Genomic DNA, 15,578 nt, shown 5'->3' with positions numbered 1-15,578 from the left:
AAGTTGCGCAGCTCACAGCGCCGCCGCCCGCCGGCGAAGGGGTTGGGCGGGCCGCCGCAGGGGTAGCGTTAAATGCATGGGAAAGCTGTTGGATTCGGTGGACACCAAGGCCCTGCGCTTCGCCGTCGGGTTCCCCGTCGTCCTGGCCGCCGCCTTCGTGTACTGCGCTGCGCTGCTGCGTTCAGACCTTCCGGAGCCAGTCGCCATCATGTGGACGGACGACGGCGGGACCGCCTTTGCGCCCTTCGGCGCCTATGTGGGGGTGGGCGCGGCAGGAGTCACCGTTGCCGGCTGGCTGGTGCTGCTGCAGGCCGTCCCGCTCAGCAGGCCCGTGCTGATGCGCAGGATCATGATGGGCGCAGGGCTCTTCCTCAGCCTGTTCCTCACGTCGGCCCTGGCCGCCGGCCTTATCGGNACGCCCGTCAGTCGCACGTGGACATGACCGTCCTTGCGCTGGGCAGCGGCGCCGCAGTACCGCTCGGTGTCGCCATGGCCATGGTGTACAAGGCCGACCGGCAATGGTCACCTGACGATGACCGCGCGCTGCAGGCCGCGATCGCCAGGGAACTGGACCCCGACCTCACCCGGGATAGCATCCGGTTGTGGGTGCATGCCAGGAGTTCGGTCTTTGTCATGATCGCCATCGCCTCGCTGTTCCCGGCGGCCCTCATTGCCGTCGTGGTGCCATGGCTGGGCATCCTGCTCGTGGTCCTGGCCCTCGTGGGCGCCGCATTCCTCTTCGCCCGGATCAGGGCCGACCGGCGTGGGCTGAAGGTCATGCTGGCCGGGGTGGTACCGGTCATGGATGTGCCCGCAGAGGCGATCTCGAACGCCAACGCTGAGGATGTCCGGGCCGCCGACTATGGCGGGTGGGGCTACCGGCACCACGACGGCACCGCCGCCATGCTCGTCAGCAGCGGGCCCGCCGTCGTCGTGAGCAAGACCGACGGCCAGCGCCTGGCCGTCAGCGGCGGCAGCCAGGACTCCGCCGCGTTGCTGGCCGAAGTGCTCACCCGGATTGCCGCCAGGGCCCGGAAGAGCGGAGGAGCGCCGCCGGCCGGGCAGGATTCCTGACGGTGGCTGTCCTATATCCTTATCGGTGTCGTTCCGGCCTGCACCGGCGGGCCGCCAGCTCCCCTCAACCGAACGGACTTTGCACGTGACAACAATCCCTGCTTTCCCGCGGGTCCACATCGCCACCGACCACGCGGGCATGGAGCTCAGCGCCCACCTGGTGACCCACCTGACCGGGAAGGGGTATGAGGTGGTGGACCACGGTCCCAAGTCCTACGACCCCCAGGACGACTACCCGTCCTTCTGCATCAATGCCGCGCTCGCCGTGGTTGCAGACCAGCAGGCGGGCATCCACGCCCTGGGCATCGTCCTGGGCGGATCGGGCAACGGGGAGCAGATAGCGGCCAACAAGGTCAAAGGCGTTCGCGCTGCCCTCGCCTGGAACCTGTCCACCGCCACCCTGGCCCGCGAACACAACGACGCCAACGTCGTCGCCGTGGGCGGCCGCCAGCACTCGGTGGAGGAAGCCACCGAATTGATCGAGGCATTCCTCAACGAGCCCTTCAGCAATGACGAACGCCACGTCCGCAGGATCGGCAAGATCGCTGCCTACGAGGCCACCGGCGAGGTCATCGAGTAGTGCCTGAAGGCCATTCCGTCCGCCGGCTCGCGCGCCAGTTCGGCGACGTGTTCCTGGGGGAGAAGCTGGCTGTTTCCAGCCCGCAGGGCAGATTCAGCGGGGGAGCGGCGCTGCTCGACGGGCACGTCCTGGCCGCAGCTGAAGCCCACGGCAAGCATCTGTTCCTGCACTTCGACAACAGCCTGGTCCTGCACGTCCACCTCGGCCTGTACGGCGCCTGGAGCTTCGGCGGCGACAGCACGTTTGCCGGCGCCTCCAGCATCGGTGCCCCGCGGCGGGTAGGGGAGCAGGAGGCTTTTGCGGAGGACGGCGACGGCGGTGCGGCCTACGCGGGGCCCCCGGCCCCGGTGGGGGCCGTGCGGGTCAGGCTCGCCGGAAACCACGGCTGGGCGGACCTGCGCGGTGCCACCACCTGCGAGACGATCACCACGGCGGAGGCGGACATGGTGCTGGCCCGCCTTGGACCGGATCCGCTGCGCAACCTCCGCGGCGATGCCGCACGTTTTGTGGCCAACGTGCAGGCCAGGAAGACCCCGCTCGCGGGGCTGCTCATGGACCAGAAAGTGATTGCCGGCGTCGGGAATGTGTACCGCGCCGAAGTCCTCTTCCGCCGCCGCCTGGACCCGTGGCTTCCCGGCTCGGCGCTCCCCGGGGGCGATGCCCGGAAACTGTGGCGCGACATCGTGGCCGTCATGGCGGACGGCGTGGCGGACGGCAGGATCATCACCACCCCGCCGAAGTACTGGACCCTTGACGGCACCACCGCTGCCCGGGCCGCCAAGGCAGGTATCGAGGTGCCGCCCAGGAGCGCCCGCTTCCCGCACCGCGAGGACGTGCACTTCGTCTACAAACGCCACGGGCTGCCGTGCCGCGTTTGCCGGACCATCGTGCTCATCGCCGACCTGGCCGGGCGGAACCTCTACTGGTGCCCGTTGTGCCAGCGGCCGCAGGACTAGGACCACCAGGCCAGGACCGTCAAACAGAAAAAAGCCCCTCGCAGTGAGGGGCCTTTCCTGTATCCGTGGAGGGGACGACGGGAATCGAACCCGCGTAATCAGTTTGGAAGACTGAGGCTTTACCATTAAGCTACGTCCCCGAAGGAAGATCCGTTTTTCGCGGAAACTCCGGGCTGGCTGTTCAAGCCGGATACAACTAAACCTAATCCATGGCCCACGTGTCAAATGTGCATTCGCGACGCGTATCACCGTAGACTTGCCTGTGCACTTACGGGGTGTAGCTCAGCTTGGCTAGAGCGCCTGCTTTGGGAGCAGGAAGTCGCAGGTTCAAATCCTGTCACCCCGACTCTGCGGCCAGGACCAGTCGGCCTGGACACATATGCGTTGCAGAAACCCATCCCACAACCCAGGAGTACTTAGACCGTGAAGAGCGCTGTCGAGAACCTCACCCCCACGCGGGTCAAGCTCAATGTTGAGGTCCCCTTTGAGGAACTGAAGCCCAGCATCGACTCGGCCTACAAGACCGTCGCTTCGCAGATCCAGGTTCCCGGGTTCCGCAAGGGCAAGGTTCCTTCCCGGATCATCGACCAGCGCGTCGGCCGCGGCTACGTCCTGGAGACCGCCATCAACGACGGCCTCAACGGCTGGTACCAGGCTGCCGTGCAGGAATCCGGCATCCGTCCCCTGAGCCGCCCCGAGGTCGAGATCACCGAGGTCCCCGACCCCTCCGCAACCGACGGCGGCCTCAAGTTCGCCGCCGAGGTTGACGTTCGCCCCGAAATCGAGCTCCCGGACTACGCCGGCATCGAGGTTCAGGTCGCCGCTGCGGAATCCTCCGAAGCCGACGTGGACAAGGCCCTGGACGAACTGCGCGGCCGCTTCGGCACCCTGAAGTCCGTTGACCGTCCCGCTGCCGATGGTGACTTCCTCACTATCGACATCACGGCCACCATCGACGGCGAAGAGGTTGACTCCGCTTCCGGCCTGTCCTACCAGGTTGGCGCCGGTACCATGCTCGAGGGAATGGACGAGGCCGTGACCGGGCTCAGCACCGACGAGGACGCCATCTTCGACACCACCCTGGTGGGCGGTGACCACGCCGGCGAAGCCGCGCAGGTCAAGGTTGTCGTGAAGGCCGTCAAGGAACGCGAACTGCCCGAGGCGAACGACGACTTCGCCCAGCTGGCCTCCGAGTTCGACACCCTGGCCGAACTGCGCGAGGACCTGGCCAAGCAGGCCGCCGACTCCAAGATCGTGGAGCAGGGCGTCGAAGCCCGCGACAAGGTCCTGGACAAGCTGGTTGAACTGGTCGAGGTTCCGGTCCCTGACTCGGTCGTCGAAGAGCAGCTCGAAGCCCACTTCCAGGAGGGCAACGGCCACGGCGAGGGCGAGCACGACACCGAGGAACACCGCGAAGAGGTCCGCGCCAACACGGCCCGCGCCTTCCAGAACGAGATCATCCTCGACGCCATTGCGGAGAAGGAAGACGTCAACGTCAGCCAGAACGAGCTGATCGACTACATCGTGAGCACGGCCAGCCAGTACGGCATGGACCCCAACCAGTTCGCCCAGATCATTGACCAGAGCGGCCAGGTCCCCATGATGGTCTCCGAGGTGCGCCGCCGCAAGGCTCTGGCCGTTGTCCTGGGCCAGGCCACCGTCACCGACACCGAGGGCAACGCCGTCGACCTGAGCGACTTCGTGCGCCCCGCCGGTGAGGAAGCCCCCGCCGCCGAGGCTGCCGACACCGACGCTGCCGACGCCCCCGAGGCTGAGGTCGCCGGGTCCGAGGCTGTCGAAGCCGAGGACACCAAGGAAGACGCCAAGGCCTAGTCCCCACAGGCCCAATGCAACGGCCCCTGGATCATTCCGATCCGGGGGCCGTTCGCGTTGCAGCGCGGGCATGTGCCGGAGATTCGGGGATCGTGCGCCGTCAGCGAACAGCCGTCAGTGCGCGAACAAAACACCGGGGAAACCGGTTAGTGTCCAAGTAGTGATTTTCAGTGATGTCACCGTCACCAGTGAGAGGTAAGTAAACATGTCACAGCACTCAGAGGCCCCCCGGATGGCGACCGTCGATCCTGCAGCCCAGGACAACTACATTTACAACCGCCTTCTCAAGGAGCGGATCATCTGGCTGGGCTCGGAGGTGCGTGATGACAACGCCAACGCGATCTGCTCGCAGCTGCTCCTGCTCTCGGCCGAGAACCCGGAAAAGGACATCTACCTCTACATCAACTCGCCCGGCGGCTCCGTCACCGCAGGCATGGCCATCTACGACACCATGCAGTTCATCCCGAACGACGTCGTAACCGTCGCCACCGGCCTGGCAGCCTCCATGGGCCAGTTCTTGCTCTCCTCGGGTACCAAGGGCAAGCGCTACGCCACCCCGAACGCCCGCGTCCTGATGCACCAGCCCTCCGGCGGCATCGGCGGCACCGCGTCCGACATCAAGATCCAGGCCGAACTCATCCTGCACATGAAGAAGGTCATGGCGGAACTGACCGCCGACCAGACCGGCCAGACCGTCGAGACCATCCTCAAGGACAACGACCGCGACAAGTGGTTCACGGCCACCGAGGCGCTCGAGTACGGCTTCTTCGACAAGATCGCCGCGCACGCCGGCTCCGTGTCAGGCGGCGGCGGAACGTCCAACGGATCCTCCGGCGAATCAGCCTCCCAGAACTAACCGGCACCCAGAACCCCTTCGATCAGGAGCAAACACAATGAACTACAACTTCGGGTGGTCAGCCGGCAATCTTCCGTCCAGCCGCTACGTCCTGCCTCAGTTCGAGGAACGGACCCCCTACGGCTTCAAGCGCCAGGACCCGTACACCAAGCTCTTCGAGGACCGCATCATCTTCCTCGGCGTCCAGGTGGACGACGCCTCCGCTGACGACATCATGGCCCAGCTGCTGGTCCTGGAGTCAACGGATCCGGACCGCGACATCACCCTGTACATCAACTCGCCCGGCGGCTCCTTCACGGCCATGACGGCGATTTACGACACCATGCAGTACATCCGCCCCGAGATCCAGACCGTCTGCCTGGGCCAGGCTGCCAGCGCGGCCGCCGTCCTGCTGGCCGCCGGTACCCCCGGCAAGCGGCTGGCACTGCCCAACGCACGCGTCCTGATCCACCAGCCGGCACTGTCCGGTGGGCAGGGCGGGCAGGCCTCCGACCTGGAAATCCAGGCTGCAGAGGTCATGCGCATGCGCTCCTGGCTGGAGGACACGCTGGCCCATCACTCCGGCCGCACGTCCGAGCAGGTCAACAACGACATTGAGCGCGACAAGATCCTTACCGCCGAAGAGGCCCAGGCATACGGCCTCATCGACCAGGTGCTCGATTCACGCAAGATCAAGCCGCAGGCAATTACGCGGTAGCAGTATGGAAAGCCGGTGCGGTCCAGTTCATTTGGCCGCACCGGCCTTTTCTTTCCACTCTTGGCGGCGAATGTGACCTAGAGTGGATGTTGTCACAATCCGGTCCGCGAGGGCCGGGAAGATTTCAGCAATGGTGCAGAGCTGCCTGGCAGCAGGATACTAAGGGGTTCACATATGGCTCGGATTGGCGAGAGCACGGATCTGCTGAAGTGCTCTTTCTGCGGAAAGAGCCAGAAGCAGGTGCGCAAGCTCATTGCCGGGCCCGGTGTCTACATCTGTGATGAATGCATCGAGTTGTGCAACGAAATCATCGAAGAGGAGCTCGCGGAGGTCGCAGACCTCGGCAGCTTTGAACTGCCCAAGCCGCGTGAAATCTTCGACTTCCTGCAGGAATACGTTATTGGCCAGGAGCCTGCCAAGCGCTCCCTCGCCGTCGCGGTCTACAACCACTACAAGCGCATCCAGGCGGGCCACGCGCCCAAGTCGGGAAGCCTTGGCGACGGCGGACACCACGACGACGTCGAAATCGCCAAGTCGAACATCCTCCTCATCGGCCCCACCGGCTGTGGAAAGACCTACCTCGCGCAGACCCTCGCCCGGCGCCTGAACGTACCATTCGCCGTCGCCGACGCGACCGCCCTGACGGAAGCCGGCTACGTGGGCGAAGACGTGGAGAACATCCTCCTCAAGCTCATCCAGGCCGCGGACTACGACGTCAAGAAGGCCGAACAGGGCATCATCTACATCGACGAGATCGACAAGATCTCCCGCAAGAGCGAGAACCCCTCCATCACCCGGGACGTGTCCGGTGAAGGCGTGCAGCAGGCGCTCCTGAAAATCCTGGAAGGCACCGTTGCCTCTGTTCCGCCGCAGGGGGGACGCAAGCACCCGCACCAGGAGTTCATCCAGATCGACACCACCAACGTCCTGTTCATCGTGGCCGGCGCGTTTGCCGGCCTGGAGGAAATCATTGGCTCCCGCTCCGGCCGGAAGGGCATCGGCTTCGGGGCCCCGCTGAACGAGGCCAGCAAAAAAGTGGACTCGTACGGTGAGGTCATGCCTGAAGACCTGCTCAAGTTCGGCCTGATCCCCGAATTCATTGGCAGGCTCCCGGTGATCACCACCGTCTCCAACCTGGACCGCGACGCCCTGATCCAGATCCTCTCCACGCCCAAGAACGCCCTGGTGAAGCAGTACCAGAAGATGTTCCAGATCGACGGCGTGGAACTCGTGTTCGATGACGCCGCCCTGGACGCCATCGCGGACCAGGCCCTGGAACGCGGCACCGGGGCTCGTGGCCTCCGCGCCATCCTCGAAGAGGTCCTGCTTCCCGTGATGTTCGACCTGCCCAGCCGCGAGGATGTGGCCAGCGTCGTCATCACCGAGGACGTCGTCCTGCGGGGGGCTGAGCCCACCATGATTCCGCACGTGGCCAAGCGCCGTAAGTCTGCCTGACCTGGAGGAAACCCTTGACTTCACCTGCAAAGAACAAAGCCGATTTCTGGTTCGACCCCCTGTGCCCGTTCGCCTGGGTCACCTCCCGCTGGATCGGTGAGGTGGAAACGGTCCGGGACATCGAGACGGAGTGGCACGTCATGAGCCTGGCCGTCCTGAACGAGGGACGCGACCTGGAACCCGCCTACCGTGAATCCATGGACAACGCGTGGGGAATGGTGCGCGTCATCATCGCCGCCCGGGAGAACCACGGACCGCAGGTCATTAAGCCGCTCTACGATGCCATGGGCACGCTGATCCACAACCAGGGTGAAAAAGACCGCTCCCAGGTCATCACCAAGTCCCTGGCCGAGTGCGGGCTGCCCGCCTCCCTGGCCGACGCCGCCACCACCGACGCCTACGATCCCCAGCTCCGTGCCAGCCACGAGGAAGGCATATCGCTGGTGGGGCAGGACGTGGGAACCCCCGTGGTCGCGTTCAACGGCACCGCATTCTTCGGTCCCGTCCTGACCCGCATTCCGCGCGGCGAGGACGCCGGCAGGATCTGGGATGCCACCACCGCCATCGCCGCCTACCCGCACTTCTTTGAGCTCAAGCGCAGCCGCACGGAAAGCCCGGAATTCGACTAAGCGCCGGAGGCGTCCGCGCCCACCTGACGCGCCAAGGGCCCCGGGATAACTACCGATGTGTAGTTATCCCGGGGCCCTTGTGCATGCCATGGAGCAGGAGAACAATTGGTCTTACCCACTTCGAAAGAAGCGGGACGCAGGAACCAAAGATTCAGTGATATGTAGTTTGACGCAGCCATCGGCAAAGTTGAATGCAAGCTACCAGTGACGGTGTAGTAAGACCTGAAGATCAGCGGATCCTGCCAGACCATCAGAGTTCGTCACCAGATGGCCGAAAAGTCGAAGCCCCACCAACGGCAAAACGCTGATGGGGCTTCCCCTTTGCCCGGAAACAGGGCCGGGCCGGTGTCAGGCCTTGGCGGGTTCGTCACTCGGAGCCAGGGCCACGCCGGTCACGGCGAGCTCGCCGTCGCCCACCACCAACGTGATGTCCCGGGCGTTGGACGCGGCCTTCAGGTCGGCCAGCCCCGCCTGGAGTTGTGCCGTCAGCGCTTCCGGGGCGGTGATGGTTGCGGACAGCACCTCGGTGCGCTGTTTAACCTTTGCCTCCGACTTGGCCTTGCGGACACCGCTGAGCGCCACGCCGACGGTGGCCAGCATGGTGGTGTCCCCGCTGGGAATCTCCAGCGCGGCCGGCCATTCGGCCCGGTGCACCGACCCGTTGCGCCACCAGCTCCAGACTTCCTCTGTGGCGAAGGGCAGGAACGGGGCGAACAGCCGCAGCAGCGTATCAAGGGTGGTGGCCAGGGCGGCCAGCACGGATGCCTGCTCCGCCTCACCGGCGGCTCCGTAGGCACGGTCCTTGATCAGCTCCACGTAGTCATCGGTGAACTGCCAGAAGAAGGACTCCGTGAGCTGCAGGGCGCGTGCGTAGTCGTAGTTGTCGAAGGCCTTGGTGGACTGCGCGACGACGTCCGCCAGCTGGGCCAGCAGCGCCCTGTCCAAGGGGTTGGTCAGGACGGCCAGGTCACCGGAGAGCACGGAGTTCTCTGTGGCACCAAGGTTCAGCACGAACTTGGAGGCATTGAGCAGCTTGATGGCCAGGCGGCGGCCGATCTTCATCTGCGCGATCTCGTAGGCCGTGTCCGCGCCGAGCCGGGCAGAGGCAGCCCAGTAGCGGACGGCGTCGGAGCCGTATTCGTTCAGCACATCCGTGGGAACCACCACGTTGCCCTTGGACTTGGACATCTTCTTGCGGTCCGGATCCAGGATCCAGCCGGAGATGGCTGCATGCTTCCACGGGGCGTTCTTCTGCAGCGCATCCGCGCGGACCACCGAGGAGAACAGCCAGGTCCGGATGATGTCGTGGCCCTGGGGCCGCAGATCAAACGGGTACACCTTGGCGAACAGGTCCTCGTCCCGGCTCCAGCCGCCAACGATCTGCGGGGTCAACGACGATGTGGCCCAGGTATCCAGGACGTCGGCGTCGCCCGTGAAGCCGTTGGGCTGGTCACGCTGCTCCTCCGCGAACCCCGGGGCAGCATCGGCTGCCGGGTCCACGGGAAGCAGGTCGTCGGAGGGCAGGATGGGGTTGTCGTAGTCCGGATTGCCCTGGGCATCCAGCGGGTACCAGACGGGGATGGGCACGCCGAAGAACCGCTGCCGGGAGACCAGCCAGTCGCCGTTCAGCCCGGCAATCCAGTTCTCGTAGCGGGAGCGCATGAACGACGGGTGGAAGTCGATTTCCTTGCCCCGGCCGATCAGGCGTTCGCGGCGGTCCTCGTCCCGTCCGCCGTTGCGGATGTACCACTGCCGTGAGGTGACCACTTCCAGGGGCTTGTCGCCCTTTTCGAAGAAGTTCACCGGATGGGTGATCTTCTTGGGCTCGCCGTCCAGCAGATCGGCTTCCTTGAGCAGTTCAACCACTGCTTCCTTGGCGGAGAAAGCGGTCTTGCCGGCAATCGCCGCGTACGCTTCCTTGCCGGCCCCGCTGGTGATCCATTCCGGGATCTCCGAGATGATGCGGCCGTCGCGGCCCATGATGGCCCGGGTGGGAAGCTGCAGCTCGCGCCACCACGTCACGTCGGTCAGGTCACCGAAGGTGCAGACCATTGCGATTCCGGAACCCTTGTCCGCCTTGGCCAGCGGGTGGGCCTTGACCTCAAGCTCCACCTCGAACAGCGGGGACTTCACGGTCTTGCCGAACAGCGGCTGGTACCGCTCGTCGTTGGGGTTTGCCACCAGGGCGGCGCAGGCGGCCAGCAGCTCCGGCCGGGTGGTTTCGATGAACACCTTGGTGCCGTCTTCTGCAAAGAAGGGATACCGGTAGTACGCACCGGGAACCTCACGGTCCTCCAGTTCAGCCTGGGCCACTGCGGTGCGGAAGGTGACGTCCCACAGCGTGGGCGCCTCTGCCATGTAGGCGTCACCGGCGGCAAGGTTGGCCAGGAAGGCGCGCTGGGACACCGCGCGGGAAGTGTCATCGATGGTGCGGTAGGTCAGGTCCCAGTCAACGGACAGGCCCAGGGTCTGGAACAGGTTCTCGAAGACCTTCTCGTCCTCGACCGCCAGCTCCTCGCACAGTTCAATGAAGTTCTGCCGGGACACCACGTCGAAATCGCGCTGGTTCTTGGCAGGCTGCGCCGGCGGCCGGTAGTCGGCGTTGTAAGGGATGGCCGGATCGCAGCGGACACCGTAGTAGTTCTGGACGCGGCGCTCCGTGGGCAGCCCGTTGTCGTCCCAGCCCATGGGGTAGAAGACGTTCTTGCCGGTCATGCGCATGTAGCGTGCCTGGACGTCCGTCTGGGTGAAGGAGAACATGTGCCCCACATGCAGGGATCCCGACGCGGTGGGCGGGGGAGTGTCGATCGAGTAGACCTGCTCCCGGGTGGTGTCAGGGTTGAACTTGTAGGTTCCCTCGGACAGCCAGCGCTGGGTGAGCGCCGTTTCGAGGCCTTCGAGGGCCGGCTTGTCCGGAACGTTGATGGGGGCGGTGGTGGGCGTGTCTGTACCCTGCGTGTCTTCAGCCATTGGGCAATTCTTTCATGCCTGCTTCCATCCCGCCCAACCCGTCCCCGGCGGCCGGGCCCACGCGGGGGTAGCATGCCGCCTATGAACCGGTTCCGGGGAACCTTTGGCGTGAAACGCATCTATGAGCCGGCTGCGGACGACGACGGCTGCCGGGTGCTGGTGGACCGGCTGTGGCCGCGGGGCATGCCCAGGGAAAGCGCCGCCGTCGACCATTGGCTCAAGGACGTCGCGCCCTCCACCACGTTGCGCAAGGAGTTCAACCACCGCCCCGAGCGGTTCGCCGATTTCAGTGAACGCTACCGGCTCGAACTGGACTCCAATCCAGCCGTGGAAGCTCTGCTGGAACTTGGCGCAGCCCATCCCCGGATCACCCTGCTCTACGCGGCCCGCAACACGCAGGCCAACCATGCCCTTGTCCTGCTTGATTACCTTCGGGAACGCCAAGCGGACTGACCGGGCTAGGGTGGTGCCATGACTGAGCACTTGCAGAAGAAGGCAGCACTGGTGACCGGCGCGAGCAGCGGAATCGGGGAAGCGACAGTCCGCGCGCTGCGCGCCGACGGCTGGACCGTCTTCGCCGTGGCCCGCCGGGCCGACCGTCTGGCCGCCCTGGAAAGCGCGACCGGCGCCATCGCCATTCCTGCCGACATTGCAGAGGACGACGACGTGTCCCGGCTCCTGGCGCACGTCACGGAAGCGGGCGGCATCGACACGCTGATCAACATCGCCGGCGGCGCCCGCGGCGCCGACCGCGTTGGCGACGCCAGCACCGACGACTGGGAATGGATGTACCGCGTCAACGTCCTGGGCACCATGAAGCTGACGCGCGCGTTCCTGCCCATGCTGCGCGCCACCGGCGGCGGAACCGTGCTGAACCTGACCTCCACGGCCGGGCTGGACGCTTACGAAGGCGGGGGCGGATACAACGCCGCCAAGTTCGGCCAGCACGCCCTGACCAATGCGCTGCGGCTCGAGGAAGCTGAGCATAACGTCCGCGTGATCGAGGTGGCTCCCGGATTGGTGCAGACCGAGGAGTTCGCCCTCAACCGGCTGGGGGATCCCCAGGCCGCGGGCAAGGTGTACCAGGGTGTGGAAAAGCCGTTGACGGCGGAGGACGTGGCCGACGTGGTCCGCTACGCCGTCACCATTCCGCACCACATCAACCTGGACCAGATCGTCATCCGGCCCGTGGCGCAGGCGGCCACGCACAAGCTGATCCGCAAGGGCTGACGGAGGCGCTAGGGGACCCGGATGGTCAATGTCGCGGACACGGCGGCGTGGTCCGTCCCCTCCAGCCTGTCCACCGAATACCCGGACGCCAGAATGTCCCGGCTGGTCACCAGGTGGTCAAGGGCAATTCCTGGGAGTCGGTAGCCGCGCATCGGCCAGGTGGGGATTAATCTGCTGCCCAGCGAGGCCGCCACGTCCACGAGCGGGCGGCCTCCCGCTCCGGCCAGCAACGCGCGGAACTCCCGGTGGTCATATGTCGCGTTGAAGTCCCCTGCCAGCAGCAGGGGACCGGATCCGGTGTCAGCGCCGGCTGCGGCAACCAGGTCGCTGCGCCATTGGCCCAGGCCGTTCCCCACGGGCGCCAGGGCGTGCACCGCCGCCACCCGCAGGGCAGTGCCGTCGCCGGCGCCCAGGTCCACGTCGGCCACCGGCATGCTGAACCGGGTGCCGGGCAGCGCGCCAGCCTCCTGCAGCGGGTAGGAGGAGTAGATGGCGCTGCCGGCCGCGCGTTCCCGCGGACGGGCAACCCGGTGGGGGAGCAGGCTGTCCAGTCCCGCCGCCGCGAGCCTTCGTGCGAGTTGGGGCGTGTACTCCTCGACTGCCAGCAGATCGACATGCCTTTCACGAACCAGGTTCACAAGTCCTACCGCGTCCGCTCCACCCACCTCGGCGTTGATGCTCATGACAACCAGGGACACCTGATTGCCGGCTGCCTCGGCGGCCGGTTCACGGATGTCCAGCGGGAACAGCCAGAATGCCTGGCAGCCGGCCAACGCGGCGGCCAGCACCTGCTGCCACCTGCTCCGACCCAGGAACCCCAGCAGCAAGGCTGCCGCTGCGGGCACCGCGGCCCAGGGCGTGAACGCCACCAGCTGCACCGCCAGCACGGGCCAGTCGGCGGGCACCGCGCGGATCACGGATACCGCCGCGACCGGAAGGGCAGCAGGAACGAACAGCCATCTGCACACCCCGGCCGCGCGCCTGCCCACAACCGAATCTCCGGGAGCTGCCATGAGGCGAGTCTAGGCAATGCATCCGGTACCGTCAGCCCGGCTGCGCGGTGGCAGCGGCGAAAGAGAAGCTATGGCAGGACATTCCCAGGGGAAAAGTCTTGACGGTCTCAGTCAAGCGTCTGTAACGTTTCAAAAAGAAAGCGCTTTCCAGTGTCAGTACTTCCCGCTGTTGAATCCGGGCCCCAGCCCCCGTGCAGCGCCCACCTACCCCCAGCAGGCACGAATCCGCGTGCCCAGGCAACGACGCCAAAGGAGATTTCATGTCCACCACCATCCCCCGCCGAACGGTCCTCGGCCTCCTGGGGACAGCTGCCGGCGCAGCCCTGCTTCCGGGATTGGCGCCTGCCAGCGCCTCTGCCGCCGGCGCTCCCGATGTCACGCTCGTCGACAACGGCACGTCCGTGACGCTCGACAACGGCCTCATCCGGTTCACCGTCACCAAGTCGACCGCAAAGATCACTGACCTTCGGCTGGTCGGTAGTACGCAGGGAAATGGCGCCACCAATCTTCTGTCCGGTTCACACGGCAGCGGCTATACGACGTTCAACTATTCGGGAGCTTCGGGGGCAACAGGCATGTCGGGGGCTGCCTTTCGAGTGGTCAGCCAGAGCGCGGACCGGATCGAAATTTCGATGCTTGCCAACGATCCTTCGCGGCTGACTTTCTATCTCGACATCCGGATGGCCCTTGAGCGCGGGGCCTCGGGACTTCACTCGTACTGGATCGCCAAGTACCCGGACTCGATGCCGGACGGCCTCGCATTGGGACAGTTGCGATACGCGTTCGCGGCTGACGACCCCGCGTTCCGGTGGTTTGTCGTGGATGACGAGCGGGGCATTCAGCGGCGGCCCACCATTGAGGAAACCCGGAGTTGGGTGACCCTGCAGGACACCACCTATGCGCTTCCGGACGGATCAATCTACTCCAAGTACCAGAACTCGTCCCACCTCGAAGGTGACAACCATGTCTTTATGATCTCCAACGGCAAGGTGGGTCTCTCCCTTGTCCAGGCGAGCAAGGAAGCGTTTGGCGGTCCCACCCGCCAGGAGTTGACCTGCCATGACTACTACAACGGCATGATCCTCCTCTGGCACCCACTGACCGGGCACTATGGCGAACCTGATGTGCAGCCGGCCAAGGGGTGGGAAAAGGTTTACGGCCCCTTCTACCTGCACGTATCCGAAGCCGCCGCCGGTGACGAACGCGCCAACGTCGCAGAGTTGTGGTCGGATGCGAAGCGGGCTGCGGGGCGGGAACAGGCCGCCTGGCCGTACGCCTGGGTGACTGACCCCGCCTACTCCGCAGCCGAGCGTTCCACGGTCCACGGCAGGCTCTCGGTCGCATCGCTCGGTGCCGTGGACAACGGCTGGGCTGTGCTTTACCAGCCGAAAGAAGACCGTGCATACCAGGGGGTCACCCTGGCCGGAGACGACTGGCAGTACCTGAACCTCGACTACATCTATTCCGCCCGGATCGATCGATCCGGCCGGTTCAGCCTCGATGGAGTCCGGCCGGGAACCTACACACTGGCGGCCTTCACTGACGGTGCCATGGGAGAATATCGGCACTCCGGCATCACCGTGCCGGCGGGCACCACTGTTGATACCGGCATGCACGTCTGGCTGCCCGAGAGCCGCGGCACAACCCTGTGGCAGATCGGCACGCCGGACCGTTCTTCGGAGGAGTTCCATATCCACGGCGGAAAGGACGGTTTCCGGAAGACCCTCAGCTGGCTGGAATACCCGTATGAGTTCCCGGAAGGTGTCGACTTCACGGTGGGGGTGGACGATCCGGCGACGAAGTGGAACTACTTCCAGCCGGTGGTGCGGACGCCGGGTACACCACTTCAGCTTCAGTGGCGAGGCACCACTCCGGACCAATCGCTGACCACGTGGCGGATCCGCTTTGATGCCCACCGTTACCAGCGGGGTACCGGATATCTGGATATTGCCCTTGCCGGCCAGGTCTTCGCCACCCTTGGCGTCGGTCTGAACGGAACGCCGATCGCCTCCATTGATCCCCTGCCCGGCGTTCGCGGAGACAACTCGTCCTACCGCCTGGCGGCCAGGGCGATGTACCGAAGGATTCCTACCATCACTTTTCCGGCCAGCCTGATTCAGGACGGCGAAAATATCCTCACGCTTTCGCCCACCAGGCCATCGGTGGCGCCGACAAGCGATAATTGGATGCAGCCGATGGCCGGGATCATGTACGACTCCCTCCGCCTTCAGGTGGACCAGGGCAGCTGACCGGCACGGCGCCAGTGGTTCGACCCCGGGGCGCGG

General features: G+C 65.4%; 12 protein-coding genes, 2 tRNA genes and 1 pseudogene. 12 read left to right on the top strand and 3 right to left on the bottom strand.

All coding sequences use genetic code 11. The annotated features are described in order from the left end of the window. The first annotated feature begins 76 nt into the window (after positions 1-76). The 3 genes and pseudogenes from ACTJK0_RS13105 (at position 77) to ACTJK0_RS13095 (ending at position 2,610) form a co-directional block, all read left to right on the top strand. A pseudogene (locus tag ACTJK0_RS13105) lies at positions 77-1,074 on the top strand (hypothetical protein). A gap of 85 nt (positions 1,075-1,159) precedes the next feature. Next, entirely contained in the window at positions 1,160-1,654 is a 495-nt protein-coding gene (locus tag ACTJK0_RS13100) for a ribose-5-phosphate isomerase (RefSeq protein ID WP_110542044.1), read from the top strand. After that, positions 1,654-2,610, top strand: coding sequence for an Fpg/Nei family DNA glycosylase (locus ACTJK0_RS13095; protein ID WP_440745455.1), 957 nt, complete (start codon positions 1,654-1,656; stop codon positions 2,608-2,610). The genes ACTJK0_RS13100 and ACTJK0_RS13095 overlap by 1 nt, the downstream gene beginning before the upstream one ends. Positions 2,611-2,676: 66 nt before the next feature. On the opposite strand, the gene ACTJK0_RS13090 is transcribed toward ACTJK0_RS13095, so the two are convergent. Continuing rightward, positions 2,677-2,750, bottom strand: a tRNA-Gly gene (locus ACTJK0_RS13090). 131 nt (positions 2,751-2,881) lie between these two features. On the opposite strand from ACTJK0_RS13090, the gene ACTJK0_RS13085 reads away from it, so the two are divergent. The 6 genes from ACTJK0_RS13085 (at position 2,882) to ACTJK0_RS13060 (ending at position 8,080) form a co-directional block, all read left to right on the top strand. Continuing rightward, a tRNA-Pro gene (locus tag ACTJK0_RS13085) sits at positions 2,882-2,956 on the top strand. Between the two features lie 77 nt (positions 2,957-3,033). Then, complete coding sequence (gene tig, locus ACTJK0_RS13080; protein WP_110540882.1) at positions 3,034-4,443, top strand: trigger factor; 1,410 nt, start codon at positions 3,034-3,036, stop codon at positions 4,441-4,443. 232 nt (positions 4,444-4,675) lie between these two features. Beyond that, positions 4,676-5,299 carry an ATP-dependent Clp protease proteolytic subunit gene (locus ACTJK0_RS13075; protein ID WP_110540881.1) on the top strand — a complete coding sequence of 208 codons (624 nt, stop codon included), beginning with the start codon at positions 4,676-4,678 and terminating at the stop codon, positions 5,297-5,299. A gap of 37 nt (positions 5,300-5,336) precedes the next feature. Beyond that, positions 5,337-5,996, top strand: coding sequence for an ATP-dependent Clp protease proteolytic subunit (locus ACTJK0_RS13070; protein ID WP_018769476.1), 660 nt, complete (start codon positions 5,337-5,339; stop codon positions 5,994-5,996). Between the two features lie 174 nt (positions 5,997-6,170). Continuing rightward, a complete protein-coding gene (clpX, locus tag ACTJK0_RS13065; protein WP_110540880.1) occupies positions 6,171-7,451 on the top strand; it encodes an ATP-dependent Clp protease ATP-binding subunit ClpX in 1,281 nt (426 codons plus the stop codon). Between the two features lie 14 nt (positions 7,452-7,465). Further along, the gene (locus ACTJK0_RS13060; RefSeq protein ID WP_110540879.1) at positions 7,466-8,080 is read left to right on the top strand and encodes a mycothiol-dependent nitroreductase Rv2466c family protein; all 615 of its coding nucleotides are present in this window, start codon (positions 7,466-7,468) and stop codon (positions 8,078-8,080) included. A gap of 348 nt (positions 8,081-8,428) precedes the next feature. Here the strand turns inward: ACTJK0_RS13060 and valS are convergent, their stop codons facing one another. Then, positions 8,429-11,050 carry a valine--tRNA ligase gene (valS, locus tag ACTJK0_RS13055; protein ID WP_440745454.1) on the bottom strand — a complete coding sequence of 874 codons (2,622 nt, stop codon included), beginning with the start codon at positions 11,048-11,050 and terminating at the stop codon, positions 8,429-8,431. Positions 11,051-11,131: 81 nt separating this feature from the next. On the opposite strand from valS, the gene ACTJK0_RS13050 reads away from it, so the two are divergent. Both ACTJK0_RS13050 and ACTJK0_RS13045 read left to right on the top strand, forming a co-directional pair. Further along, the gene (locus ACTJK0_RS13050; protein WP_110540877.1) at positions 11,132-11,503 is read left to right on the top strand and encodes a DUF488 family protein, N3 subclade; all 372 of its coding nucleotides are present in this window, start codon (positions 11,132-11,134) and stop codon (positions 11,501-11,503) included. An 18-nt stretch (positions 11,504-11,521) separates the two neighbouring features. Continuing rightward, a complete protein-coding gene (locus tag ACTJK0_RS13045; protein WP_110540876.1) occupies positions 11,522-12,280 on the top strand; it encodes an SDR family oxidoreductase in 759 nt (252 codons plus the stop codon). 8 nt (positions 12,281-12,288) lie between these two features. Here the strand turns inward: ACTJK0_RS13045 and ACTJK0_RS13040 are convergent, their stop codons facing one another. Beyond that, complete coding sequence (locus ACTJK0_RS13040; RefSeq protein WP_440745453.1) at positions 12,289-13,293, bottom strand: endonuclease/exonuclease/phosphatase family protein; 1,005 nt, start codon at positions 13,291-13,293, stop codon at positions 12,289-12,291. Between the two features lie 260 nt (positions 13,294-13,553). Here ACTJK0_RS13040 and ACTJK0_RS13035 point away from each other — a divergent pair, with 260 nt between their 5' ends. Next, positions 13,554-15,542, top strand: a complete 1,989-nt coding sequence (locus ACTJK0_RS13035; RefSeq protein ID WP_440745452.1) for a polysaccharide lyase family protein — start codon at positions 13,554-13,556, stop codon at positions 15,540-15,542. The last annotated feature ends 36 nt before the right edge of the window (positions 15,543-15,578 follow it).

The organism is Paenarthrobacter sp. 22069 (genome assembly GCF_052046035.1).
Lineage (GTDB): Bacteria > Actinomycetota > Actinomycetes > Actinomycetales > Micrococcaceae > Arthrobacter.
This window is presented reverse-complemented; position numbering and strand designations above follow the sequence as displayed.

Coding starts and splice junctions, on each gene's coding strand:
- ACTJK0_RS13075 (WP_110540881.1), top strand. CDS start 4,676: ATGGCGACCGTCGATCCTGCAGCCCAGGACAACTACATTTACAACCGC.
- ACTJK0_RS13070 (WP_018769476.1), top strand. CDS start 5,337: ATGAACTACAACTTCGGGTGGTCAGCCGGCAATCTTCCGTCCAGCCGC.
- clpX (WP_110540880.1), top strand. CDS start 6,171: ATGGCTCGGATTGGCGAGAGCACGGATCTGCTGAAGTGCTCTTTCTGC.
- valS (WP_440745454.1), bottom strand. CDS start 11,050: ATGGCTGAAGACACGCAGGGTACAGACACGCCCACCACCGCCCCCATC.
- ACTJK0_RS13050 (WP_110540877.1), top strand. CDS start 11,132: ATGAACCGGTTCCGGGGAACCTTTGGCGTGAAACGCATCTATGAGCCG.
- ACTJK0_RS13045 (WP_110540876.1), top strand. CDS start 11,522: ATGACTGAGCACTTGCAGAAGAAGGCAGCACTGGTGACCGGCGCGAGC.
- ACTJK0_RS13040 (WP_440745453.1), bottom strand. CDS start 13,293: ATGGCAGCTCCCGGAGATTCGGTTGTGGGCAGGCGCGCGGCCGGGGTG.
- ACTJK0_RS13035 (WP_440745452.1), top strand. CDS start 13,554: ATGTCCACCACCATCCCCCGCCGAACGGTCCTCGGCCTCCTGGGGACA.